The organism is Amycolatopsis anabasis, assembly GCF_009765355.1.
GTDB lineage: Bacteria > Actinomycetota > Actinomycetes > Mycobacteriales > Pseudonocardiaceae > Amycolatopsis > Amycolatopsis anabasis.
The window spans coordinates 21,646-44,822 of record NZ_VTHK01000047.1 but is presented as its reverse complement, the minus strand read 5'-3'; the positions used below and the strand labels follow the sequence as shown (position 1 = coordinate 44,822).

Below are 23,177 nucleotides of genomic sequence, written 5' to 3'. Positions count from 1 at the left end.
AAATGACCAATCAACCCGAGTCGATGGCCACGATTGTCAACGTCCCGTTACGGGCCGTCGTCGACAACGCCGAGCTGGCCGTGGAAGTGGTCGCCGAAACCCTGCGGCCCGGCGCGCTCGACCTGCCGGTCCGCTGGGCGCACGTGAGCGAGCTGCGCGATCCGGCGCCCTACCTGCTCGGCGACGAGCTGCTGCTCACCGCGGGCGTGAACCTGCCGGACGGGCAGCGCGAGGTGGATCGCTATGTCGGCGGCCTGCGCGCCGCCGGGATCACCGCGCTCGGGTTCGGGGTGACCCCGCCCCTGCACGAAGAGCTTCCGGAGTCGTTGCGCCGCGCCTGCGCGCGGCACGGGCTGCCGCTGCTCGTGGTCCCGGTCGGCACGCCGTTCCTGGCGATCAGCCGCGCGGTTTCGGTGGCGCTCGACGAGGCGAGTCACCGGGAACAGCGGCGGGTCACCGAGGCGCGCGAGGCGCTGACCCGCGCGGCCTCCGGCGGCCTCGACGAACTCGCCACGCGGCTGGCCGAACGGTTGTCCGGCTGGATGTGCCTGGTGGGCGCGGACGATCGGCCGGTGGCCTGGCACGGGGCGCCCCGGGTGTGGCCGGAGCAGGTGCGCGAACTGCTCGCCCGGCTGCGCGCGGGCACCGGCATCCGCAGCGCGACCACCGAACTCGCCGACGGCACGTTCGTGGTCGCGCAGCCGGTGTACCCGCAGGCCACCGCGTCGCACCTGCTCGTGGTCGGGCGCAGGCGGCGGTTCGACGGGACCGACCGGGCGATCATCGCGGTCGGCGCCGCCTTGCTCGGGCTGGTCGGCGGCGACGGCGCCGAAACCGGTGCGCTCGGCGCGGCGGTCACCGGGCTGCTGATCGGGCGCCCGGTGCCCGGCGAGATCGTCGCCCGGCTGCTCGGACCCGGGGAGTACCGGTTGCTTGCCGGGGTGCCGTTCCGGCGGGGACCGGCCGCGGCCGAATCCGGCTACGACTGGTTGCGCGCCCGCCTGGACACACCGCTGGTGGCGATGGCGCCCGGCCCCCGGTTCACCGCGATCGCCCGCGGCACACCGGAACTGGACGCCCTGCGTTCCTCGGGGTGGCTGGTGGTGGCCGGAAGCCCGGCGCCCGCCGAGCGACTGGGCGAAACGGTGTCCGAAGTGGACGCTCTGCTGACGCGCGCGGCCGCGCTGGAACGCCCGGTGGCTGCCGGTGCCGGACTGTCCACAGTGGTCGATCCGGCGGTCGCCGCCGAGTTCGCCGCGCGGACCCTCGCCCCGCTGCGCGCGCTCGGCCGGGGCGAACCGCTCGTGGAAACCCTGCGGACCTGGCTGGCCAACCACGGCGGCTGGGATCGCACGGCGGCGGCGCTCGGCGTGCACCGCAACAGCGTGCGGCACCGGATCGGCCAGGTGGAACGCGTGCTGGGCGTCGACCTGGCCGATCCGGAGACCCGGATGGAACTCTGGTTCGCCCTTCGCTGGTCCTAGGCGCGACGGCCGAGGAAGGCGAGGTAGCGGGTCTGCTCGTCGGCGCCGGGCGGCGGGGTCAGCTCGGGGCCCAGGCCACCGGGCGCGCGGAGCGGGCGCGTGCGGGCCCAGGCGAACGAACCGGCGACCAGCTCGGGGTCGAGGCGGATGTCCTGGCCGAGGGGATGCCCGATGTCCCAGGTGTGCGCGAGGAAGTCGGTGACCAGCGCCTCGAGGAACTCCTCGAGCGGGATCGTGCCCAACGCCCGCGTGTCGACCGGCCGCCGGAGGGCGTCCGCGTCGAGGGTCGCCAGGGACCGCTCCCGCGCCGCTCGCCAGGCGGCCACCGGATCGGCGCCCGCCATCGGCGCGGGATGCGGCGTTCCGGGTGCGCCGGTGACTTCGGTGTACTCCTCGCCCCGGGCCCAGTGGCGGACCAGGTGCTGGCCCCAGATCACGTGGCCGGTCACGTCGGCGATGGTCCAGTCCGCGCAGGCCGACGGGTGGTCCCAGGCGTCGGCGGGGACGCCTGCCAGCACGCGGTCGAAACCGTCCTGGCTCCGGCGGTAGCGGTCCATGATGTCGTTCATCGGTGATGCCTCCTCGGTCGAACCGGTGTTCTCGACCAAGGACGAACGACCCCCGCCCGACTCGACACAGGGGCTCGAGGTCACCAATGTGGCTTTGGGGGCGTTGAAGGTTGCGAATGCCGCATTGGGGCACGCGGGACGCGCCGAAGGCCGCAGTGCTGCTCGCCTACTCCCGGAACGGGGAACTCGCGGCAGACGGGGACCCGCTGGCGCGAGTCCCTCGTTTCGGACGTGCGAGTCCCCCGTTTCGGCACACCGAGTTCCCCATTTCGGTAGGCGGCCCGACATCCGGGCAGCCCACGAGCACGGCACCACGCCACACGCTGAGAAAACCCCAGCGGGGGCACCGGGCTCCCGCGGAGGCGGCCCTTTGGGCAAGAGTGCCCTCGTCGCGCACTTTCGGGATCAGGGGAGGGAGTCGAGGCGGGTGCGGAGGAAGCGTTGTTCGGCGGGGTTGGTGGTGAGCGGGAGGGCGCGGCGGTACGCCTCGGCGGCTTCGCCCGTGCGGCCCAGGCGGCGGAGCAGGTCCGCCCGGGCGGCGTGGAAGAGGTGGTACCGCTCCAGCCCGGCGAGCCGGTCGATCAGCGCCAGGCCCGCGGCCGGGCCCTCGCACATCGCCACGGCCACCGCCGAGTTCAGGGCCACCACCGGCGACGGCGCCAGCCGGAACAGCTCCCGGTACAGCGCGACGATCTCCGCCCAGTCCGTTTCCGCCGGGGTCCGCGCCTGCGCGTGGGTCGCCGCGATCGCCGCCTGCAGCTGGTACGGCCCGATCCGGCCCCGGCGCAGGGAACGTTCGACCAGGGGCAGGGCCTCGGCGATGTCGCCGGAGTCCCAGCGGCCGCGGTCCTGGTCCGCCAGCAGGACCAGTTCGCCGTCCGGGCCGAACCGGGCGTGCCGCCGGGAATGCTGCAGCAGCATCAGGGCGACCAGCCCGGTCACCTCGGGTTCGTCCGGCATCAGCACCGCCAGGAGCTTGCCCAGCCGGATCGCCTCCGCGCACAGTTCGGCGCGCACCGGGGTTTCCGCGTAGCCCTCGGTGAAGATCAGGTACAGCACGGTCAGCACCACGCCGAGCCGGTCCGGCAGGCGCGCGTCCGGCGGCACCTCGAACCGGATTCCCGCGTGCCGGATCTTGCGCTTGGCCCGCACCAGCCGCTGGGCCATGGTCGATTCGGTGACCAGGAACGCCCGGGCGATCCGGTCCGCGGTCATCCCGCCCACCGCCTGCAGGGTGAGCGCCACCTGGGCCGGCCGGGCCAGCGCGGGGTGGCAGCAGGTGAACAGGAGGCTGAGCCGGTCGTCCCCGAGCCGGGCCAGTTCTTCGCCGGCGTCCACCGCCACCACCTCCGCCTGCCCCAGTTCCCGGGTCTTCCCGGCCGCGAGGCGTTCGCGGCGCAGCCGGTCGCGCGCGCGGTTGCGGGCCACGGTGACCAGCCAGGCGGCCGGGTCCCGCGGGATCCCGTCCCCGGGCCAGCGGCGCAGCGCGATCTCGCACGCCTCGGACAGGGCGTCCTCGGCCAGTTCGAAGTCGCCGAAGGCCCGGACCAGCGCGGCCAGCATCCGGGCCCGCTCGTCGCGGAACACCCGTTCGACCGGCGAACCCACTAGGCGCGTTCCAGGACCGGCCGGATCTCGATCGACCCCTCGGCCGCCATCGGGCACCGGGCCGCCAGTTCCATGGCCTCGTCGAGATCGCGGCAGTCCAGCAGGTAGTAGCCGCCGAGCTGCTCCCTGGTCTCCGCGAACGGCCCGTCGACCACCATGGTCTCGCCGTCCCGCACCCGGACCGTGGTCGCCGTCTCGGTGCCGTGCAGCGGGTCCGCCGCCAGGAACACGCCCCGCTCCTCGCACAGCTCCTCGAACTCGGCCACCGCCGTCCGCTTCGCGTCCAGTTCGGCACTGCCCTCCGGGTGCCGCGCGCAGCCGTAGACCAGCAACATGTACCGCATGCCTTCGCCACCTTTCCTCGGCGTCCCTACCAGGACGAACGGCGATCCGCGAATTCGACACCCGACCGGGGCCGAGTCCGTACAGGTCGCTCTCAGGAAACTGTGGCACGGTTGTCGACGTGCGGATTCTGGTAGTCGAAGACGAAGAACCCCTCGCCGAGGCGATCGCGCGCGGACTGCGCCGCGAGGGGATGGCGGTCGACGTCGCGCTGAACGGCGACGACGGCCACGAGAAGGCGACCGTCACCCGGTACGACGTGGTGCTGCTGGACCGCGACCTGCCGGGGATGCCCGGGGACGACCTGTGCCGGGAGATCGTCTCGTCGGGTGAGCTGACCAGGGTCCTGATGCTCACCGCGAGCGGAGCCGTCTCCGATCGGGTGGAGGGCCTGTCCCTCGGTGCCGACGATTACCTGGCCAAACCGTTCGCCTTCCCCGAACTCGTCGCGCGGGTGCGGGCGCTGGGCCGCCGGGCCACCCCGGCCGCGCCGCCGCTGCTCGTGGCGGGGGACGTCCAGCTCGATCCGGCCAAGCGGACCGTGCGCCGCGGCACCGGCCCGATCGAGCTGACCCGCAAGGAGTTCGGCGTGCTCGAGGTGCTGATGTCCGCGAACGGCTCGGTCGTGAGCAGCGAGGAGCTGCTCGAACGCGTGTGGGACGAGAACGCGGACCCGTTCACCACGACCGTGCGGGTCACCGTGATGACCCTGCGCAAGAAGCTCGGCGAACCTGGGATCATCGAGACCGTGGTGGGATCGGGATACCGGGTGCCGGACACCGGTACTCGACAAGGGTGAGCCGCGCCGCCGGGCTGACGCCAGTGCGCAGCCTGCGCGCCCGGATCACGCTGCTCGCCACCCTGCTGGCCGCGGGGGTGAGCCTGATCCTGCTGTGGCTCGCGTGGACGCTGGTGAGCGACTCGGTGGCCGCGGTACCGCGGATGCCGGGCGGAGTGCCGGTGGAGGTCGACGGCGTCTACGTCGACGGCTCGGTGCTCGCCGAGCACCTGCGGGAACACGCGCTCGACAAGGTGCTGCTCGCCGGCGCGGTCGCGTTCTGCTGCGTGGTCGTGGCCACCGCGGTCCTGGCCTGGACGCTCACCTCGCGGGTCCTGCTGCCGCTGCGCGAGATCACCGGGACCGCGCGGCGCCTGTCCGTGGAGTCGATGGGCGAGCGCATCGGCGAGCTGAACTCCAAGGACGAGCTCGCCGAACTCGCGCGCACCTTCGACGCCATGCTGGACCGGCTCCAGGCCGCGTTCGAGGCGCAGCGGCACTTCGTCGCGAACGCCAGCCACGAACTCCGCACGCCGCTGTCGGTGATCCGCACCGAACTGGACGTCACGCTGTCGGACGAGAACGCCGACGAGGCCGAGCTGCGCCGGATGGCCGCGGTCGTCCGGGACGCCACCGAACGGGCCGAGCGGCTGGTCGGCTCCCTGCTGCTGCTCGCCCGCACCGACGGTGCCGGGCTGGTGATGAACGAGCCGGTCGACCTGGCCGCGGTGGTCGAGAGCGCGTGGCGCGCGGCGCGGGCCGAGGCCGCGAACCGCGCCCTGCGCACCGAGTTCCACACCGCGCCCGCGCTCGTGCCCGGGGACCCGGCCCTGCTGGAACGCGTGGCCGGGAACCTGCTGGAGAACGCGGTCCGGCACAACGTCGACGGCGGCTGGATCGAGGTGCTCACCCAGTCCGGGCCGCACGATTCGGTGCTGCGGGTCCGGTCCTCGGGCGGGCTGATCGACCCGGCGACCGTGTCCGAACTGTTCGAACCGTTCCGCCGGGCCGGGGTGGCGCGCACCGCCCGGTCGGGCGCCGGGCTGGGGTTGTCCATCGTGCGCGCGGCGGTCGAGGCGCACGGCGGTTCGGTCGCCGCGGAACCGGTGGTCGGCGGGGGCCTGTCCGTCACCGTGCGGCTGCCGCGGGCCTGACGCGTTACCGTTCGAACATGGTCCCCGCACTCCGCTTGAACAACGACGTCCGGATGCCGGTGCTCGGATTCGGCGTGTACCAGATTCCCGACGGCGAGGTCGAACGCGCCGTGCACACCGCCTTCGAGGCCGGTTACCGCGCCGTCGACACCGCCACCCTGTACGCCAACGAACGCGGGGTGGGCGCGGCCGTGCGCGCCAGCGGGCTGCCGCGCGAGGAGCTGTTCGTCACCACCAAACTGTGGAACACCGAGCACGGACACGACCGCGCCCTGCGCGCGTTCGACACGAGCCTCGCCGAACTGCGCCTGGACTACGTCGATCTGTACCTGATCCACTGGCCGCAACCGGGCCAGGACCGGTACGTCGAGACCTGGCGGGCGCTGGAGAAGATCCTCGCCGACGGCCGGGCGCGCGCGATCGGCGTGTCGAACTTCCAGATCCCGCACCTGCGCCGGCTGCTGGCCGAGACCGAGGTGGTCCCGGCGGTCAACCAGGTCGAACTGCATCCGCACCTGCAGCAGGCCGAGCTCCGGGGCTTCCACGAGAAGCACGGGATCGTCACCGAGGCATGGCGGCCGCTCGGCCTGGGCCCGGACCTGTTCGGCACCGAGGTGATCCAGACCGTGGCCCGCAAACACGGCCGGACACCGGCCCAGGTGGTGCTGCGCTGGCACCTCGAAATGGGGCACGCGGTCATCCCGAAATCGGTCACGCCCCGGCGGATCGCCGAGAACATCGACCTCTTCGACTTCGAACTGGACAGCCAGGACATCGCCGGGATCGCCACCCTCGAACAGGGGCGGCGGCTCGGCCCGGACCCGGACCGGCTCGGCTGAGCGCCCCGGTCACCCGGCTTTCTCGGCGCGGTACGCGGTCGGGCTCAGCCCGCGCACGCGTTTGAACGCCGCGCTGAACGCGAACCCGTCCGCGTAGCCGACCCGGCTCGCCACCGAGGCGACGGTCCCGTCGCCGCGCCGGAGCAGATCGGCGGCCAGCGTCATGCGCCAGCCGGTGAGGTAGGTCAGCGGGGGTTCGCCGACCAGTTCGGTGAACCGGCGGGCCAGCGCGGCGCGGGAAACCCCGGCCCGGCGCGCGAGGCCGTCGACGGTCCACGGCCGCGCGGGTTCGTCGTGCATCGCGCGCAGCACCGCGCCGACCACCGGATCGCCGAGCGCGCGGTACCAGGCGGGCGGATCGGCCTCGGGGCGGGCGAACCACGCGCGGAGCGTGCACACCAGCAGCAGGTCCAGCAGGCGGTCCAGCACGACCTGCTGGCCGGGCTGATCGCCGGTCACCTCGGCGGCGACCAGTTCCAGTTCGACGCACGGCCCGGTGTCCCCGGGCACCACGAGGACCGGGGGCAGCACGCCGAGCAGCCGCTGGCACACGTCCCCGGGTGCCTGGTACGCGCCGATCACCAGGTTCGTCCCGCCCGCCGGGTCCTCGCCCCAGGTCCGCGGCCCCAGCCGGACGTCCTCGACCAGGTTCCCGCCGGTGCTCGTGCTGGTGCAGAGGTCCGCGCCGTGGACGGTGACCGCGGGCGCCCGGTCCGGTTCGTCGGCGATCACGAACGGCTCGGGCCCGCGGACGACGGCGATGTCGCCCACCCGGATCCGGACCGCCGGGCCCTCGGCGGGCACGATCCAGCCCGCGCCGCTGAGCAGCGTGCACAGGGTCAGTTCGGCCGCGTGCGTGAAGTTGATCGACCAGGGCGGCGACTGGATCGACTGGCCGAACAGCGCGCCGTTCGCGCGCACTCCGCGAACCAGATCGGCGAAGGCATCCACGCGGCCAGTGTAGACGAATGGACATGTGGACGAGCGGATCGATGATGGATCGTCCAGGCTTGCGGCGGTTGACTGGGCGCCATGACGAAATCAATCCTGGTTCTGGGCGCGACCGGAAAGACCGGCCGCCGGGTGGTCTCCCTGCTGCGCGACGCCGGACATCCGGTGCTCGCCGCCTCGCGTTCCGCGGACGTGCGGTTCGACTGGGCCGACGAGTCCACTTGGGACATCGAGGGGGCGGATTCGCTTTACCTGGTGCCGCCCGAGGATGACCTCACCCCGGTCCAGCGGTTCGTGCCCCGGATCGTGGCCCGCGGGGTGCGCCGGATCGTGCTGCTGTCCGGCCGGGGGATCGAGGCGTTCGGCGAGTCGCAGCTGATCGCCGAACGAGCCGTCCGCGAGTCCACTGTGGACTGGACGATCCTGCGGCCCGCCTGGTTCGACCAGAACTTCGACGAGGGGTTCTTCCGCGATCCGCTGCTCGCCGGGCAACTCGCGTTGCCGGTGGGGCAGGGGCGGGAACCGTTCATCGACGCCCGCGACATCGCCGACGTGGCCGTGGCCGCGCTGACCGGTTCCCGGCACGCCGGGCAGATCTACGAACTGACCGGACCGCGGTCGCTCACGTTCGCCGAAGCGGTCGGGATCCTCGCGAAGTCGAGCGGGCGGGACCTGCGCTTCACCGAGGTGACGCTCGAGGAGTTCGACGCCGCCCAGGTGGGTGCGGGGTTCCACCCGGCGCTCGTGAAGCACCTCGGCGAACTGTTCGACACGATCCGACGGGGCGAAGACGAGCCCGTGGAAGACGGCGTGCCGCGTGCCCTCGGCCGCCCGGCGCGCTCCTTCGAGGACTACGCGGCGACGGTGGATTTCGGCTGACCGCACGGCCCACCTGGTCAGCCGAGCGGTGAGATGACCATGACGATCCGGTAACCGAGGGCGCACGCATAGCCTTGGAGGGCGCGAGCGGTGAATTCGCGCTCGCGTTTTTCCAGGCGGCAAATGGTGGGCGCGTCGCAGCCGAGGTAGGCGGCGACGTCGCGTTGGGTGAGGCCGCGGTTTCTGCGCATGCGGATGAGTTCGCCGATGAGAGTGTCGAGTTGGTCGGTGTACGGGTTCGCGGTCTCCGGCTGGTAGGCCATGGCTTGTTCCTCGGCTTCTTCGTCGCAGGCGTGACATTCGTAGATCGGATCAGCGGCGGGGCGGGCGGTGACCTGGTAGAGCAGGCCGCACAACGCGGTCACCCACTCGCCCGCCGGGGGCCGGGCGCGGAACTCGGTGCGGTGGCGCACTCCGCCGATCACTGGGCGGTAGCAGTCCGGCAGGCGTAGTGCGTGCCGACCATGCGGGGGCTCGCTGGTGAACACGTCACCCTCGTCGGTCTCGACCGTGCCGTCCGCGTCGATTCGCCAGCTCATTGATCCACTCCCAGTTCCGGAGGGACGGCAGGGAACCGAGGAGTCGGAACCCTGCCGCCTGTTGGGTCGTGGCTACCGGCGCATCAGGGTTCCGGAGGAACCAAGAAAGTAGCTGCGACCCAACAGCACCATACAACTGGACATGTCCATTTAGCAGTGATCGTTTGATCGTAAGACCACAAATCCCCTGATAGGGTGCTATTTGACAGACAATTGGACAGACACAAATAGAATCGACAGCCAGTTAGCTGGACACAGGAAAGGGTCGGTTCGTGGCTACGCAAAATCCACAGAGGTTCGAGTTGGGAGAGCTGCTCCGCGGCCATCGCGAAGCCGTCGGATTGAAACCGAGCACCGTGGAGCAGGAGCTTCGCTGGTACGCGGGCAAAGTGAGTCGAGTAGAAGCAGGCACACGGGTGCCTGTCGCGGCGGAGATTGATCGACTCGCCGACATGTACCACCTGCGTGACGGTGAGCGGGAAACCATGCACTTGCTGGCTGATGCGGCCCGCAAGCGTGAATCCTCGGCTCGGGTCGCGGATTTCGCTCAGACATACGTCACGTTGGAGCGCGCCTCTAAGGAGATCGACTACTACGATGCCGAGCTGATTCTCGCTTCAGCGCAGACCGAGGACTATGCGAGAGCCGTGCTCGAGACCTCGGCGTCTGGGCAGGTGGACGAGCGGCTATCTGATCGAGTCGCTCGCGGTGCCATCCTCACTCGCCCCAAGGCGCCGACTGTCCGAATCCTGCTGGGCGAGGCCAGCCTGCATCGGTTGGTTGGCGGGCCAGAAGTCCTCCGCGATCAACTCAAACACCTGCTTGAAATCGGCAAGTTGTCGAACGTCTCGGTCCGGGTTCTTCCGTTCGCCGTAGGAGCGCATCGGGCGATGGGCGTTGGGTTCTCGATCCTTCGCCTTGGTGCTCCCAGCCTCCGACGCGTGTACACCGAGGGCCTAACGAACGCCACGTACATCCACGAGTCCGGCGAGGTGGATACGTACGAGCACGGGTTCCGCGATATCTGGGCGTTGGCCGCGGACGAGCGCCGATCTGTCACGATCCTCCGTAGGCGCATCGAGCAAATCGAGTAATACCGGAGGAGCGATGGAGGCGTCCTGGAGGAAACCGCGGAGGAGCGAGGGGGCGCACAACTGTGTGGAGGTCTCCCTTGGCCGCGTTGTCAAGGTTCGCGACTCGAAGAACAGGGAGGCCGGACACATCGAGGTCGAGCCGCACGCGTGGTCGGCCTTCCTTGGCTTGACCCGGCGTGGTCGGGTCGTGAGTGGCTAGGACCTGCGCGGTTCTAGCCACTCACGACCCCGCAGCGAAATCGGGTTACGCGGCCGGGACGCTGGCCACGCCCGGGGCGAGGAACGGCTTGCCGTTGGTCTGCTCCGACACGCCGGTCCGGTCCAGGAACGGGGTGATGCCGCCGAGCCAGAACGGCCACCCGGCGCCGAGGATCAGGCACAGGTCGATGTCCTGCGCCTCGGCGACCACGCCCTCGTCGAGCATGATCCGGACCTCCTGGGCCAGCGCGGTCAGGGCGCGGTCGCGGACCTGCTCCTCGGTCGAGGGCCGGTCACCGCGCTGCCACAGCTCGGCGACCTCCGGGTCGACCGACGCGTTGCCCTTGTCGTCGTAGGCCCACACCGCGGTCTTGCCCGCCTTGACGAACTTCGCCAGGTTCTCGCTGACCCCGAACCGGTCCGGGAACGCCGCGTGCATGGTCTCCGCGACGTGCAGGGCCACCGCGGGGCCGACCAGCTGCAGCAGCGTCAGCGGGGACATCGGCAGCCCGAGCGGGTTCAGCGCGCGATCGGCCACCTCGAACGGGGTGCCCTCGTCCACCGAAGCCAGCACCTCGCCCAGGAAGCGGGTGAGCAGCCGGTTCACCACGAACGCGGGCGCGTCCTTCACCAGCACGCTGGACTTCTTCAGCTGCTTGCCGACCGCGAACGCGGTGGCCAGGCTCGCGTCGTCGGTCCGCTCACCGCGCACGATCTCCAGCAGCGGCAGCACCGCGACCGGGTTGAAGAAGTGGAAGCCGACGACCCGTTCCGGGTGCTTCAGCTTCGCCGCCATCTCGGTGATCGACAGCGACGAGGTGTTCGTGGCCAGGATCGCCTCCGGGCTCACGTGCTCCTCGACCTCGGCGAACACCTGCTGCTTGACGCCGAGCTCCTCGAACACCGCCTCGATGACGAAGTCCGCGTCGGCGAACGCGGCCTTGTCCAGCGAGCCGGAGACCAGGGCCTTCAGCCGGTTCCCCTCGTCCGGGGAAAGCCGCTTCTTGCCCAGCAGCTTGTCGATCTCACCGTGCACATAGGACACACCCTTGTCCACGCGCGCCTGGTCGATGTCGGTGAGCACCACCGGCACCTTGAGCCTGCGCACGAACAGCAGGGCCAGCTGGCTGGCCATCAGGCCCGCGCCGACGATGCCGACCTTGTTCACCTTGCGCGCCAAGGACTTGTCCGGCGCCCCGGCCGGGCGCTTGGCCCGCTTGTTCACCAGGTTGAACGAGTACAGCCCGGCGCGCAGCGTGTCGGTCATCAGGATCTCGGCCAGTGCGGTGGTCTCCGCCGCGTATCCGGCATCGAGATCGTTGGCGCGGGCCAGTTCCAGCAGCTCGACCGCCTTGGCCGCGCCCGGCGACGCGCCCTTGGTCTTGCCGTCCACAATGGACTTCGCGCGCGCGACCGCGGCGTCCCAGCCCGCGCCCCGGTCGATCTCCTTGCGCTCCGGGGTGATCTCCCCGCGCACGACCTTCGCCAGCCACAGCAACGACTGCTCCAGGTAGTCGGCGGAGCCGAACACCTCGTCCACGATGCCCAGTTCCGCGGCCTGCGCGGGCTTGAGCATCTTGTTCTGGTTCAGCGCGTTCTCGAAGATCACGGTGACCGCGGCGTCCGGGCCGATCAGGTTCGGCAGCAACTGCGTGCCGCCCCAGCCCGGGAACAGGCCGAGGAACACCTCGGGGAGCGCGATGGCGGCGGTGTTCTCCGACAGCGTCCGGTAGTGGCAGGACAGCGCCAGTTCCAGCCCGCCGCCCATCACCGCGCCGTTGACGAACCCGAAGGTCGGGATCTTCGACTCGGTCAGGCGGCGGAACACGTCGTGCCCGGTCTGCGCGATCTGGGTGGCCAGCTCGGGGTCGGAGATCTGCTCGACCCCGGAAAGGTCGGCGCCGACGGCGAAGATGAACGGCTTGCCGGTCACCGCGATCGCGGCGGGCTCGGCCGCGAACGCCTCGTCCAGTGCCGCGTTCAGGCTCACCAGGCCCTGCGGCCCGAAGGTCGACGGCCGGGTGTGGTCGTGGCCGTCGTCCAAAGTGATCAGTGCGACCTGCTTGTCCAGGCCCGGTACCGAAATCAGGCGGGTGACCGCCTTGGTCACGACCTCGTCCGGGAAGGCGGCCTTGGCCTGCTCAACGGAAATCGTCATGTCACTTACCACCCTCGTAAGCCGGGTTCTCCCAGATCACCGTGCCACCCATGCCGATGCCGATGCACATCGTGGTGATGCCGTAGCGGACGTCCGGCCGCTCGGCGAACTGGCGGGACAGCTGGGTCATCAGCCGCACCCCGGAGGAGGCGAGCGGGTGACCGCACGCGATCGCGCCACCCCACGGGTTGACCCGCGGATCGGCGGCGTCGATGCCGAAGTGGTCCAGGAAGGCCAGCACCTGCACGGCGAACGCCTCGTTGATCTCGAACAGGCCGATGTCCGAAATGGACAGACCGGTGCGGGCGAGCACCTTCTCGGTGGCCGGCACCGGGCCGATGCCCATCACCTCGGGCTCGACCCCGGCGAACGCGTAGCCCACCAGGCGCATGCCGATCGGCAGGCCCAGCTCGCGGGCGGTCGCCTCGTCGGCCAGAATGGCGCCGGTCGCGCCGTCGTTCAGGCCCGCCGCGTTGCCCGCGGTGACCCGCCCGTGCGGGCGGAACGGGGTCTTCAGCGTGGCGAGCTGCTCGACCGTGGTGCCCGGGCGGGGCGGTTCGTCCTCGGTGGCCAGGCCCCAGCCCAGCTCCGCGTGCCGGGTGGCCACCGGCACCAGCTCGGGGCCGATCTTCCCGGCCTTGACCGCGTCGGCGTAGCGCTCCTGGCTCTGCGCGGCGTAGGCGTCGGTGCGGGCCTTGGTGATCTCCGGGTAGCGGTCGTGCACGTTCTCCGCGGTCTGGCCCATCACCAGCGCGGTCGGGTCGACCAGCTTGTCGGCGACGATCCGCGGGTTGGGGTCGACGCCCTCGCCCATCGGGTGGCGGCCCATGTGCTCGACGCCCCCGGCGATCGCGATGTCGTACGCGCCGAACCCGATGCCGCCCGCGACCGAGGTGACCGCGGTCATGGCGCCCGCGCACATCCGGTCGATCGCGAAACCGGGCACCGATTTGGGCAGCCCGGCGAGCAGCGCCGCGGTGCGGCCGATGGTCAGCCCCTGGTCGCCGGTCTGGGTGGTGGCGGCGATGGCCACGTCGTCGATCCGCTCCGGCGGGAGCTCGGGGTGCCGGCGCAGCAGCTCCCGGATGACCTTGACGACCAGGTCATCGGCTCGGGTTCCGGCGTAGATGCCCTTGTCGCCAGCCTTGCCGAACGGGGTGCGCACCCCTTCGACGAAGGCCACGTTGCGCACCGCACGCGCGTTCGGCGCGAGCGGTGTTGCTGGTGCGGCCACGAATGCTCCTCACTGAGTTTGAAACACCTGGGAGATCGGCCGATCGGCAGAGACCGGCCACTGTCCGCACGATAGCCCTTGTTACCCGTCGGTAACCAGGGGTGTGGCCCCGTCGAGTGGGCGACCGCACACTTCCAGGCGATCCCTCCGCCGCTCACCTCCCGCCAGCTGTCATGAGGGGACCCCTCCAGACGAATTTTGTCTGGAGGGGTCCCCTCATGAAACGGCGGTGCCCCGGGGGCCGCTACGAGGCGGTGGCGTGCAGGGCTTGGGAGAGTTCGGCGGCGGTGAGTTCGATCTGCCAGGGCCGGGCGCCGCCCGCGCGCAGGACCTCCGCCACGCCCGCTTCCCCGCGGTCCTCCGGGGGACGCCAGCAGGTGCGCCGGACCAGGTCCGGCAGCAGCAGGTTCTCCACCGGCAGGTGGTGGTGCTCGGCGATCCGGTTCAGCGCCGTCCGGGCGGCGGACAGGCGGGCGGCCGCGTCCGGGTCCTTGTCCCCCCACCGGTTCGGCGGGGGCGGCCCGTCGTTCTGCTGGGACGGGTTGGGCAACTGGTCGCGGGGCAACGCCCGCGCGGCCTGCAGGTGCCGCAGCCAGTTGCTCGTGTACTTGCGCTGCACCCGCCCGCCGAAGACGGGGAGTGCCTGCAGTTCGGCGACCGTGCGCGGTTCGGCGAGCACGGCGTTGACGATCGCGCTGTCCGGCAGCACCCGGCTGGGCGCCCGGTCCCGTTTGCGGGCGAGTTCGTCGCGCGCCAGCCAGAGTTCGCGGACCGCGGCCAGTCCGCGCGCGGTGCGGATCTTGTGGATGCCGGAGGTGCGGCGCCACGGTTCGGCGCGCGGCGGGGGTGGCCCGGCGGTGCGGACGGCCTCGAACTCCTCCCGGGCCCAGTCCAGCTTGCCCTGGGCGGCCAGTTCGGCCTCCAGCTTCTCGCGCAGGGGGATCAGGAGTTCGACGTCGAGGGCCGCGTAGTTCAACCAGTCCAGCGGCAGCGGCCGTTTGGACCAGTCCGCCGCGCTATGCCCCTTTTCCAGCTGGTATCCGAGCAACAGTTCGACCAAAGTGCCCAGTGCGACCCGCTCATAACCCGCCAGCCGACCGGCGAGTTCGGTGTCGAACAGGCTCGCCGGGCGCAGGTCGAGCTCGGTCAGGCACGGCAGGTCCTGCGAGGCGGCGTGCAGCACCCATTCGGCGTCGTTCAGCACCTCGGCCAGCGGGCCGAGTTCGCCTTCGAGCGCGATCGGGTCCACCAGGAAGGTGCCGGCGCCCTCGCGGCGCAGCTGCACCAGATAGGCCTTGGGCCAGTACCGGTAGCCGGATGCGCGCTCGGTGTCGACCGCGATCGCGCCGGTGCCGCCCGCGATCCGCCGGCAGGCGTCCGCCAGCGCCTCGGGGTCGGCGATGACCGGTGGCGTACCGTCCGCGGGTTCGGTCAGCAGAACGGGCGCGGACGGCTCAGGTGCCTCCTCGAGGCCTCTATCTGCGATTTCCACGAGAGCTGACCCTACGGGACGGGCGCACCGCGCCTGGTGCGCCCGTCCCGCGGGACCGATTTCTCCGTCAGCGAATAACGCCTGCGCGCATCGCCAACGCCACCATCTGGGCCCGGTCACCGGTGCCGAGCTTGCGCCCGATCCGGGACAGGTGCGACTTCACCGTGAGCGCGGAGAGGGAAAGTTCCTCCCCGATCTCCTTGTTGGACTGGCCATCGGCGACGAGCTGCAGCACCTCCACCTCGCGCGCGGAAAGCTCGCGCGGGGTGTTGTCGGTGCCGGCAACCCTGGTGCCGGTGGCCAGGACCGGAGCCACGCTGGGGTCTGCGTACACGCCGCCCTCGAGCACCCTGCGCACGCCGTCGGTGACCACCACCGGCGACGCGGATTTGAGCAGGTATGCCTGAGCACCGGCCTGGAACGCCGACCGCACCGCGTACGGGTCGTCGGACGATGCGAGCACCACGACGCGAGGCCAGCCATGGCTACGGAGTTCCGTAACCAGCTCGATACCGCTGCCATCCGGCAGACCGAGATCGAGAATCGCCAGGTCACACGGCCCGGTGGCCGTTGCCCGTGCTCTCGCCTCGGCCACCGTGGCGGCCTCGTGTACGGTGCCCGCGCCCATTTGTGCGAGTCGTGCGGCAATCGCCTCCCTCAGCAGCGGGTGGTCATCGACCACCAGCACCGAAAAAAGCTCTTCCCGCGGGTGCGGAACCATGCTCGCCGGCTGGCGTGGATCTGACGGCCTGAGATAAGCCGACGGCAGCCACGTCACTACCTCCCTGGAGTCGGTCGTGCCCCCCGACCGGCACCGGGACTTTCGGCCAATCAGCCGCGCCAGCTTTAGACCGAAAGTGGTGTCGTCGAAGGCACTCTAGCCGCCCGAGAGGGTCAGCGGGGGGATCGAACGGGTATCTATCTCGATTGGGTAGTTACTCCGGGACATCGTTGTCACACGATCGGGCTAGTACACGGCTGGTGGCTAACGCATCGCCGTACGAACACGATGAACTCAGATTGACAACCGCCGAGTGACCGTGCAGACGCGGCGTGCAAGTGGCCGAGCCGGCCTCGCGGCGGCTCACCGGGAAGCGTCCGGTTGGTCGAAAAGGTGGCTTTTTCACGGGGTGTACCGATTCCGTACCAACCCTCCACGGGGCCGGAACGGTATCGCGCGGGTCCCGGTGGCGGATCCCGGCACGGATCCGGGGCGGCGAGAACGAGGGGGTTGCGCAGGGTGACGGCGAGGGCCTCACGATAGTGGTGATCTCCCGCGTCTTCCGGCCCCGAGCCGGGCCGCGTGCTGAAATCGTTACGCGTATGTGGCCGTCCTCGAGCGAGGGAACGGGCCAGGCGGCGGCTAGGAGGTCTGGCGCTGCCCGAAGAGCGTGACACCCACCGGCGGCAGGCCGGCCACGCTCGACATCACCTGGCAGAACGCCTCACCGTGCGGCCGCAGCTCGGCGTCGGTCGGCGTCCAGGACGCCCGCAGCTCGAGATCGTCGGTTCGCGGCGGCCCGGCGATGTCGCCGAACCGTGCCGAGGAGGTCTCGGTGACCGTGCCGCCCAGCGCGGTCCAGGAGGCGCCGGACGCCTCGAGCGCGTCGGTCAGCCAGGACCAGCCCACCGCGGGCAGGAAGGGATCGGTCGCCAGTTCCTTGTCCAGTTCCGCGCGCACGTAGACGACCAGCCGAAGCACGCCGTCCCAGCCCTCCTGGCCCTCCGGATCGTGCAGCAGGACGAGCCGGCCGGAGGCGAGCACGTCCGCTGGACCGGTGGTCTCACAGCTCAGGGCGTACGACCACGGCGCGAGGCGTTGTGGAGGCCGCACCGCCTCCATGACGATCTCCGGCCGAGGCCGCACCGATTGCAGCGCCGCGACGGCTTCGCGGAACAGGTCGGGCGCATGCGTCATCGCGGTCACGATCTCGACTGTAAGGCGGAAAGGGGCCCTTACGGGCGCAAGACGCGCCGAAGGGAGCCCTTACAACGGCCCGTGGCACGATGATGTGGATGCCTACCACTGCCCAGGCGCGCACCGTGAGTGCCCGCCGCGACCTGTCCGAAGCGCCGCTGCTCGTCGCCGCCCGAGGCGGGCGGCCGGCCCGGCTGCCGGTGTGGTTCATGCGCCAGGCGGGGCGGTCCCTCCCGGAGTACCGCGCGCTGCGCGAAGGCGTGCCGATGCTGCGGGCGTGCTTCGACCCGGAGACGCTCGCCGAGATCACCCTGCAGCCGGTCCGCCGGCACGGGGTCGACGCGGCCATCCTGTTCAGCGACATCGTGGTGCCGCTCAAGGCCGCGGGCGTGGACATCGACATCGTGCCCGGGACCGGCCCGGTGGTCGCCTCGCCGGTGCGCGACGCCGAGGCCGTCGCCGCGTTGCCCGAACTGGATCCGGCCCAGGTCGCCCCGGTGGCCGAGGGCGTGCGGCTGCTGGTCGAGCGGCTCGGCGACACCCCGCTGATCGGGTTCGCCGGTGCGCCGTTCACGCTCGCGTCCTACCTCGTCGAGGGCGGCCCGAGCCGCAACCACGAGCACACCAAGGCGCTCATGCACTCCGCGCCCGAGGTGTGGCACGCGCTGGCCGGGCGCCTCGCCGACAGCACGCTCACCTTCCTGCGCGCGCAGCTGGACGCCGGGGTGGACGCCGTCCAGCTGTTCGACTCGTGGGCCGGTGCGCTGTCGCCGAAGGACTACCGGGAATTCGTGCTGCCGCATTCGTCCCGGGTGCTGGCCGGGGTCGCGGAGTACGGCGTGCCGCGGATCCACTTCGGCGTGGGCACCGGCGAGCTGCTCACCGCGATGCGGGACGCGGGCGCCGACGTGGTCGGCGTGGACTGGCGGGTGCCGCTGGACGAGGCCGTGCGGCGCCTGTCCGCGCCGGACGCCCAGCCCCCGGTCGTGCAGGGCAACCTGGATCCGGCGCTGCTGGCCGCGTCCTGGCCGGTGATCGAGGCCGAGGTCCGGCGCATCGCCGACGAGGGCCGCGCCGCGGCCGGGCACATCTTCAACCTGGGCCACGGCGTGCTGCCGGAGACCGATCCGGAGGTGCTGACCCGGGTCGTCGAACTGGTGCACGAGCTCCGGCCGTGACCACCGTCGCCGTGGTCGGCGGCGGGATCTCCGGCCTCACCGCCGCGTACCGGCTGCGCACGCTGCTCGGCGACACGGCCACCATCACGGTCGTCGAATCGACCGGTTCCCTCGGCGGCAAGCTGCGCACGGCCGAACTGGCCGGGCGGCCGTACGACGTCGGCGCCGAGGCGTTCCTCGCCCGCCGCCCCGAGGCCGTCGCACTGGTCGAGGAGCTCGGGCTCGGCGAGCTGCTGACGCATCCCACCCGCGCCCGGGCGACGGTCCGGGCCGGGAACACCTCGGCCGGGCTGCCCGGCGGCACGGTCATGGGCATCCCGGCCTCCGCGGCCGGGCTGGCCGCGGTCGCGGAGGTGCTCTCGGACGAGGGGAAGGCCGCGCTGCTCGCCGAACGCGAACTGCCGCCGGTTTCGCTGCCCGGGGGCGATCTCGAACTCGGTCCGCTGCTGCGCTCGCGGTTCGGTGACGAACTGGTCGACCGCCTGGTGGATCCGTTGCTCGGTGGCGTCTACGCCGGGGGAGCGGATGGGCTGGGCCTGCGCGCGACCCTGCCGGGACTGGCGTCGGCGCTGGAGAAACGGCCCAGTTCGCTGACCGAGGCGGCCGCGTCCCTGCTGCCCGCTTCGCCTTCGCCGGGGACCGCGCCGGTGTTCGGGACGCTGCGCGGCGGGCTGGGCGGTCTGGCCGATCGGCTCGCCGAGGCCGCGAAGGCCGAGCTCCGGCTCGGCGTGCCGGTGCGCTCGCTGCGGCGGCTGGAGAACCGCTGGCGGCTGGAACTCGGCGCGGCCGCGGCGGCGCACGCGCCCGAGGATGCCGTGCTCGACGTGGACGCGGTGCTGCTCGCCGTGCCCGCGCCGGCGGCCCGCAAACTGCTCGAGGGCGTGCTGCCCGCGGCCGCCGCGGCCTTCGGCGAGGTGGAACTGGCGTCGATGGCGGTGGTCGCGCTGGCCCTGCCGCCGGGCACCGAACTCCCGGACGCCTCGGGCGTGCTGATCGGCGCCGGTGAGCGCGTGGACTCCGGAAAACCGTTGTCCGCCAAGGCGTTCACCTTCTCCGCCCGCAAGTGGGCGCATTACGCGGAGCCCGGTGCGCCGGTGCTGATCCGCGGTTCGATCGGGCGCTTCGGCGAGGCCGCGGCCTTGCGAGCCGAGGACAACGAACTGGTACGGCTCGTCCGGGCCGACCTCGCCGAGCTGACCGGGATCACCACCGCACCGGTCGACACCCTGGTCACCCGGTGGGGCGGTGGTCTGCCGCAGTACGCGGCCGGGCACCTCGACCGGATCGCCCGCGTCGAACGGGCGGTGGCCGAGGTGCCCGGATTGGAGATCGCCGGGGCCACGCTGCACGGCGTCGGGATTCCCGCGTGCGTCGGGACCGCCGACGCCGCCGCGCGCCGCTTGGTTACCGCAGTCGGTAGGCGTTGACGATCGTCTGCTCCACGGTGTTGCCGTTGCCGTCGGTCGCCTTGGCGCGCAAGGAAACCGAGGTCGCGCCCGCCGGGTGCTGCAGCACGAGCTGGGCGTTGCCGAGCACCGCGGCGGGCGTCCAGGTCTGGCCGCCGTCGTAGGACGCCTCGGCGGTCAGCCGGTACGGCACCTTGGTGACCGCGCTGCCCTGCTCCTGCACCGCGACCGGCACCACGAACGGCGTCCCAGACGGGGCCGTGTTCGCGCCGTCGAGCGCGGGGAAGTAGCGGATCGTCGAGATCGGCAACCGGGTGACCGCGTTCGTGGTGCCGGACCGGAACGTCCAGACCGCGGAAACCCGGCTGCTCAGGTCGAAACCGCCGCGCACGCCCTCGGTGGCCAGGCGGTACTCCGCGTTACCGCCGGGGACCTCGAACCGGCCGTACCCGGCGGATTTGCTCTCCCCCAGCAGTTTCCCGTCGCGGTACAGCCGCGTGTACCCGCTGTCCACAACGGACTGCCCGGAGTTGCCGCCGCCGTCACCGAAGAGCGGGGTGTTCGCGACCACCACGTCGGAGTCCCGGAACACCCAGCCACCGGTCGCGTGGGAGACCGGGAGCACCGGGCCAAAGACCGCGCGGTGGAAGGATTCCGCGTAGGTACGGCCGGGATCGTAGGTCTTCGGCGGGGACGAGACGACCGCGTCCAGCCCGAAGGTCTTGTCGTCGGCGACGAACAGCATGCGGTTCCAGTCGGCGCCTTCGCCGTTGTAGTACTCCGTGCGGGTACCGGGCATTTCGACCCGCGGCAAGGACCCCCAGGCGAAGGAGTTCTGCAGGTGCGGCGAGGGCGCCGCTCCCGAGTAACCCGTCCGCTCCGCCCGGATCGGGCCGAAATCGGCCCGTACGGTCGCCACGTCACCCGGTCCGACGTCCCGGGTGAACCCGGTGAACAGCGAGCCGTAGCGGAACCACGCGAGGCCGAAGAACTCGGTGCCCGCGGTCCACTGCGTGTTGACCTGGGCGGTCAGCGCGGCCGGGGGCAGATCGGGGCCGAGGTGCGCGCTCGCCAGCCCGGTGAGGCTCCCGCCGAGCAGGACGAACCCGATCGAGAACGTTCGGTCGCCGAGGTTCCGCTGGAACGACAGTTCGCCGAGCGACAGCCGCGCGTCCTTGTTCGGCGGGGTGACCTGGACCGGTTTGGCCAGCCGCGCGTCGAGGTCGATGGTGACATCGCCGTCGACGGTCAGGTTCGGGTAGCTGAGCACGTCGAAGGCCGGCGGCGTGCCGGGCGCCGCGACCACGGTGCCCTGCAGGACGTACCGGCCCTTCGGCACGCGGATCTTGGCGCTTCCGTTGTCCCCGCGCGGCATGAGGAACTCGCCGGTGTCCACATTGACCAGTGTGGTGAAACCGTTGGCGGTCGGCGCTCCCCGGCGGTCGAGGGTGTTCAGGGTGAGGTCGTAGCTCTCCACCTCGCGGTCGATCGCCAGCGGGGTTCGCACGGTGGCTTCGCCCGCGGTGGCGGTCAGCGTTCCGCTGTACACGCCGTCGAGGTGGGCGGCCCGGGTGTCACCGGTGACCGTCGCGGTCGCCTTGCCACCCGCGGGCACCGTGATCGAGGCCGGGGACACCGCGAACAGCCCTGCCGGTGCGGGCTTTCCGTCCGGGCCGATCGCGTCGATGCCCAGGGTGAACGTCACCGGTTCCTGGCCGGGGTTGGCGTAGGTGACCTCCTTGGCCACCGCCTGGTCGTCGTCGTGCGGCCACTGCTGGATGCCGAGGCTCACGCTGGTCGGCTCGCTGGTCAGCACCTGGCCGAGCGCCTTCGCCGAATCGACCCGGCCGGAGCCCTGGTCGAAGGCGGTGAGCCCGGGAGTCGGCGTCGCCGAGGCGGTCAGCAGGGATTTGAGCTGCTGACCGGAAAGGTCGGGATGCTGCTGCGCCAGCAGGGCCGCGGCCCCGGCGACGTGCGGGGTGGCCATCGAGGTGCCGGACAGCGCCGTGTACCCGGGCTCGACCGGTTCGCCGATCGTGCCGACCGAGTGCAGCGCGGCCACGATGCCCACGCCGGGTGCGGTGATGTCCGGTTTGACCGCGCCGTCGCCGATGCGCGGGCCCCGGCTGGAGAACGGCGCGATCTTGTTCTCCCGATCCACCGCGCCGACGGTGAGCGCCGCGTCGGCACTGCCCGGGGAATTCACGGATGCCTTGCCCGGCCCGGAGTTCCCGGCCGCGATGACGAACAGGGTGCGGTACTTGGCGGACAGCGAATTGACCGCCTCTTCCAGCGGATCGAGTTGCGGGGTGTCCCCGCCGCCCAGGCTCAGGTTGGCCACGTTCGCGCCCTGTTCGGCCGCCCACTGCAGCCCGGCGATGATCCCGGACTCGTTGCCGAAGCCGTTGTCGTCGAGGACCTTGCCGTCCAGGATCTTCGCGCCGTGGGCCACGCCGCGGTACTTGCCGCCGGATTTCGCGCCGGTCCCGGCGACGATCGAGGCGACGTGCGTGCCGTGGCCGAACCGGTCGACGGCATCCGGCGCCTCGGAGAAGTTCTTTTCCGCGACTTCCCGGTCGGCCAGGTCCGGATGGGTCTGGTCGACGCCGGTGTCCAGCACCGCGACCTTGGTGCCCGCCCCGGTGTACCCGGCCTGCCACGCGGCCGGCGCGCCGATCTGCGCCACGCTTCGGTCCAAAGTGGACTTCCGTTTTCCGTCCAGCCAGACCTTTCGCACGCCCGCGCCGAAGGTGGTGGCGGATGGGCCGGGTTGGGTGATCCCCGCCCACAGCGCGGTCGCCGAACCCTTGTCCGCGGTCACCGCGGCCCCGCCGATGCTCGGCAGCTCGCGCGTGACGTGGCCGCTCAGCGCGCGGGGCGCGGCGCCGGAGTAGGTCACGATGAGGGGCAGGGTGTTCCGGCTCGCGTCGCCGTACCCGGCGGCGAGCAACTCGGTGATGTCGAACAGGCGCACGTCGAGCACGCCCTTGGCGACCAGCGGCCCGGCGTCGGCGGGCACCACGTAGTTGTGGCCGCGCGCGGAGAAGGTCGTGAAGCCGACTCCGTCGCGCCCCGGACCGGCCCGCAGGTAGCCGGACGGGCGGCCCGCTTCGAGGAACACCCGGTCGCCGGTGATCAGGGTGACCGCCTGCTTCCCGGCCCCCGGTGGTGGAGCGGTGGCGGGCGCGGCCACCGCGGAGGTGCTCACGCTCGCCGCGACCAGCGCGGCGGCGACGCCGAGGACGGTGGATCTACCCAGGGTTCTGCCATACGGGACGGGCATTGCGACCTCCCCCAAGTAAGTGATGTGTCGCGCAACGTAGCGTGACCGGAACCACGTGAGGAACCGCCGCCTG

20 protein-coding genes are annotated in these 23,177 nt (G+C 71.5%); 9 read left to right on the top strand and 11 right to left on the bottom strand.

Annotation, left to right across the window (positions count from 1 at the left end):
• The first annotated feature begins 2 nt into the window (after nt 1–2).
• Entirely contained in the window at nt 3–1,484 is a 1,482-nt protein-coding gene (locus tag FXO23_RS50885; protein WP_179957003.1) for a PucR family transcriptional regulator, read from the top strand.
• On the opposite strand, the gene FXO23_RS39100 is transcribed toward FXO23_RS50885, so the two are convergent.
• The 3 genes from FXO23_RS39100 to FXO23_RS39090 form a co-directional block, all read right to left on the bottom strand.
• On the bottom strand, nt 1,481–2,053 hold the full coding sequence (locus FXO23_RS39100; protein WP_158891879.1) for a TIGR03086 family metal-binding protein: 573 nt from the start codon (nt 2,051–2,053) through the stop codon (nt 1,481–1,483). The two genes, FXO23_RS50885 and FXO23_RS39100, sit on opposite strands and share 4 nt — an antisense overlap.
• Nucleotides 2,054–2,458: 405 nt before the next feature.
• Nucleotides 2,459–3,616: an RNA polymerase sigma factor gene (locus tag FXO23_RS39095; RefSeq protein WP_158891952.1), complete on the bottom strand. Its 1,158-nt coding sequence runs from the start codon at nt 3,614–3,616 to the stop codon at nt 2,459–2,461.
• A 44-nt stretch (nt 3,617–3,660) separates the two neighbouring features.
• Nucleotides 3,661–4,005, bottom strand: a complete 345-nt coding sequence (locus tag FXO23_RS39090) for a YciI family protein (protein WP_158891877.1) — start codon at nt 4,003–4,005, stop codon at nt 3,661–3,663.
• Nucleotides 4,006–4,124: 119 nt separating this feature from the next.
• On the opposite strand from FXO23_RS39090, the gene FXO23_RS39085 reads away from it, so the two are divergent.
• From FXO23_RS39085 to FXO23_RS39075, 3 genes are read left to right on the top strand one after another with little or no spacing between them, the layout of a single operon-like run.
• Nucleotides 4,125–4,802, top strand: coding sequence for a response regulator transcription factor (locus FXO23_RS39085; protein WP_179957002.1), 678 nt, complete (start codon nt 4,125–4,127; stop codon nt 4,800–4,802).
• Entirely contained in the window at nt 4,799–5,935 is a 1,137-nt protein-coding gene (locus tag FXO23_RS39080) for a sensor histidine kinase (protein WP_179957001.1), read from the top strand. The genes FXO23_RS39085 and FXO23_RS39080 overlap by 4 nt, the downstream gene beginning before the upstream one ends.
• Nucleotides 5,936–5,952: 17 nt before the next feature.
• Nucleotides 5,953–6,774, top strand: a complete 822-nt coding sequence (locus tag FXO23_RS39075) for an aldo/keto reductase (protein WP_158891875.1) — start codon at nt 5,953–5,955, stop codon at nt 6,772–6,774.
• 9 nt (nt 6,775–6,783) lie between these two features.
• Here FXO23_RS39075 and FXO23_RS39070 read toward each other — a convergent pair whose 3' ends face one another.
• Entirely contained in the window at nt 6,784–7,725 is a 942-nt protein-coding gene (locus FXO23_RS39070; protein WP_158891873.1) for an AraC family transcriptional regulator, read from the bottom strand.
• Between the two features lie 81 nt (nt 7,726–7,806).
• On the opposite strand from FXO23_RS39070, the gene FXO23_RS39065 reads away from it, so the two are divergent.
• Nucleotides 7,807–8,604 carry an NAD(P)H-binding protein gene (locus FXO23_RS39065; RefSeq protein WP_158891871.1) on the top strand — a complete coding sequence of 266 codons (798 nt, stop codon included), beginning with the start codon at nt 7,807–7,809 and terminating at the stop codon, nt 8,602–8,604.
• A 17-nt stretch (nt 8,605–8,621) separates the two neighbouring features.
• Here the strand turns inward: FXO23_RS39065 and FXO23_RS39060 are convergent, their stop codons facing one another.
• Entirely contained in the window at nt 8,622–9,143 is a 522-nt protein-coding gene (locus FXO23_RS39060; RefSeq protein WP_158891869.1) for a helix-turn-helix domain-containing protein, read from the bottom strand.
• A 272-nt stretch (nt 9,144–9,415) separates the two neighbouring features.
• Here FXO23_RS39060 and FXO23_RS39055 point away from each other — a divergent pair, with 272 nt between their 5' ends.
• Together FXO23_RS39055 and FXO23_RS39050 are read left to right on the top strand one after the other, a co-directional pair.
• Entirely contained in the window at nt 9,416–10,237 is an 822-nt protein-coding gene (locus FXO23_RS39055) for a helix-turn-helix domain-containing protein (RefSeq protein WP_158891867.1), read from the top strand.
• Nucleotides 10,238–10,250: 13 nt separating this feature from the next.
• Nucleotides 10,251–10,436 (top strand): DUF397 domain-containing protein, encoded by a 186-nt coding sequence (locus FXO23_RS39050; RefSeq protein WP_158891865.1) that lies wholly within the window; start codon nt 10,251–10,253, stop codon nt 10,434–10,436.
• A gap of 45 nt (nt 10,437–10,481) precedes the next feature.
• Here FXO23_RS39050 and FXO23_RS39045 read toward each other — a convergent pair whose 3' ends face one another.
• The 5 genes from FXO23_RS39045 to FXO23_RS39025 all read right to left on the bottom strand — a co-directional run bounded on the left by FXO23_RS39045 (nt 10,482) and on the right by FXO23_RS39025 (nt 17,246).
• On the bottom strand, nt 10,482–12,593 hold the full coding sequence (locus FXO23_RS39045; protein ID WP_158891863.1) for a 3-hydroxyacyl-CoA dehydrogenase NAD-binding domain-containing protein: 2,112 nt from the start codon (nt 12,591–12,593) through the stop codon (nt 10,482–10,484).
• 1 nt (nt 12,594) lies between these two features.
• Nucleotides 12,595–13,785 carry a thiolase family protein gene (locus FXO23_RS39040; RefSeq protein WP_158891946.1) on the bottom strand — a complete coding sequence of 397 codons (1,191 nt, stop codon included), beginning with the start codon at nt 13,783–13,785 and terminating at the stop codon, nt 12,595–12,597.
• A 286-nt stretch (nt 13,786–14,071) separates the two neighbouring features.
• The gene (locus FXO23_RS39035; protein WP_179957000.1) at nt 14,072–15,319 is read right to left on the bottom strand and encodes a ribonuclease D; all 1,248 of its coding nucleotides are present in this window, start codon (nt 15,317–15,319) and stop codon (nt 14,072–14,074) included.
• A gap of 67 nt (nt 15,320–15,386) precedes the next feature.
• The gene (locus FXO23_RS39030) at nt 15,387–16,040 is read right to left on the bottom strand and encodes a response regulator (RefSeq protein ID WP_158891942.1); all 654 of its coding nucleotides are present in this window, start codon (nt 16,038–16,040) and stop codon (nt 15,387–15,389) included.
• A 642-nt stretch (nt 16,041–16,682) separates the two neighbouring features.
• A complete protein-coding gene (locus FXO23_RS39025; RefSeq protein WP_179956999.1) occupies nt 16,683–17,246 on the bottom strand; it encodes a DUF3000 domain-containing protein in 564 nt (187 codons plus the stop codon).
• An 89-nt stretch (nt 17,247–17,335) separates the two neighbouring features.
• Between FXO23_RS39025 and hemE the strand changes: the two genes are divergently transcribed.
• Together hemE and hemG are read left to right on the top strand one after the other, a co-directional pair.
• Nucleotides 17,336–18,415: a uroporphyrinogen decarboxylase gene (gene hemE, locus FXO23_RS39020; protein WP_179956998.1), complete on the top strand. Its 1,080-nt coding sequence runs from the start codon at nt 17,336–17,338 to the stop codon at nt 18,413–18,415.
• Nucleotides 18,412–19,842 carry a protoporphyrinogen oxidase gene (gene hemG, locus FXO23_RS39015; RefSeq protein WP_158891861.1) on the top strand — a complete coding sequence of 477 codons (1,431 nt, stop codon included), beginning with the start codon at nt 18,412–18,414 and terminating at the stop codon, nt 19,840–19,842. Before hemE ends, hemG begins: the two co-directional genes overlap by 4 nt.
• Here hemG and FXO23_RS39010 read toward each other — a convergent pair.
• Nucleotides 19,820–23,104 (bottom strand): S8 family serine peptidase, encoded by a 3,285-nt coding sequence (locus FXO23_RS39010; protein WP_158891859.1) that lies wholly within the window; start codon nt 23,102–23,104, stop codon nt 19,820–19,822. The two genes, hemG and FXO23_RS39010, sit on opposite strands and share 23 nt — an antisense overlap.
• Nucleotides 23,105–23,177: the final 73 nt, after the last annotated feature.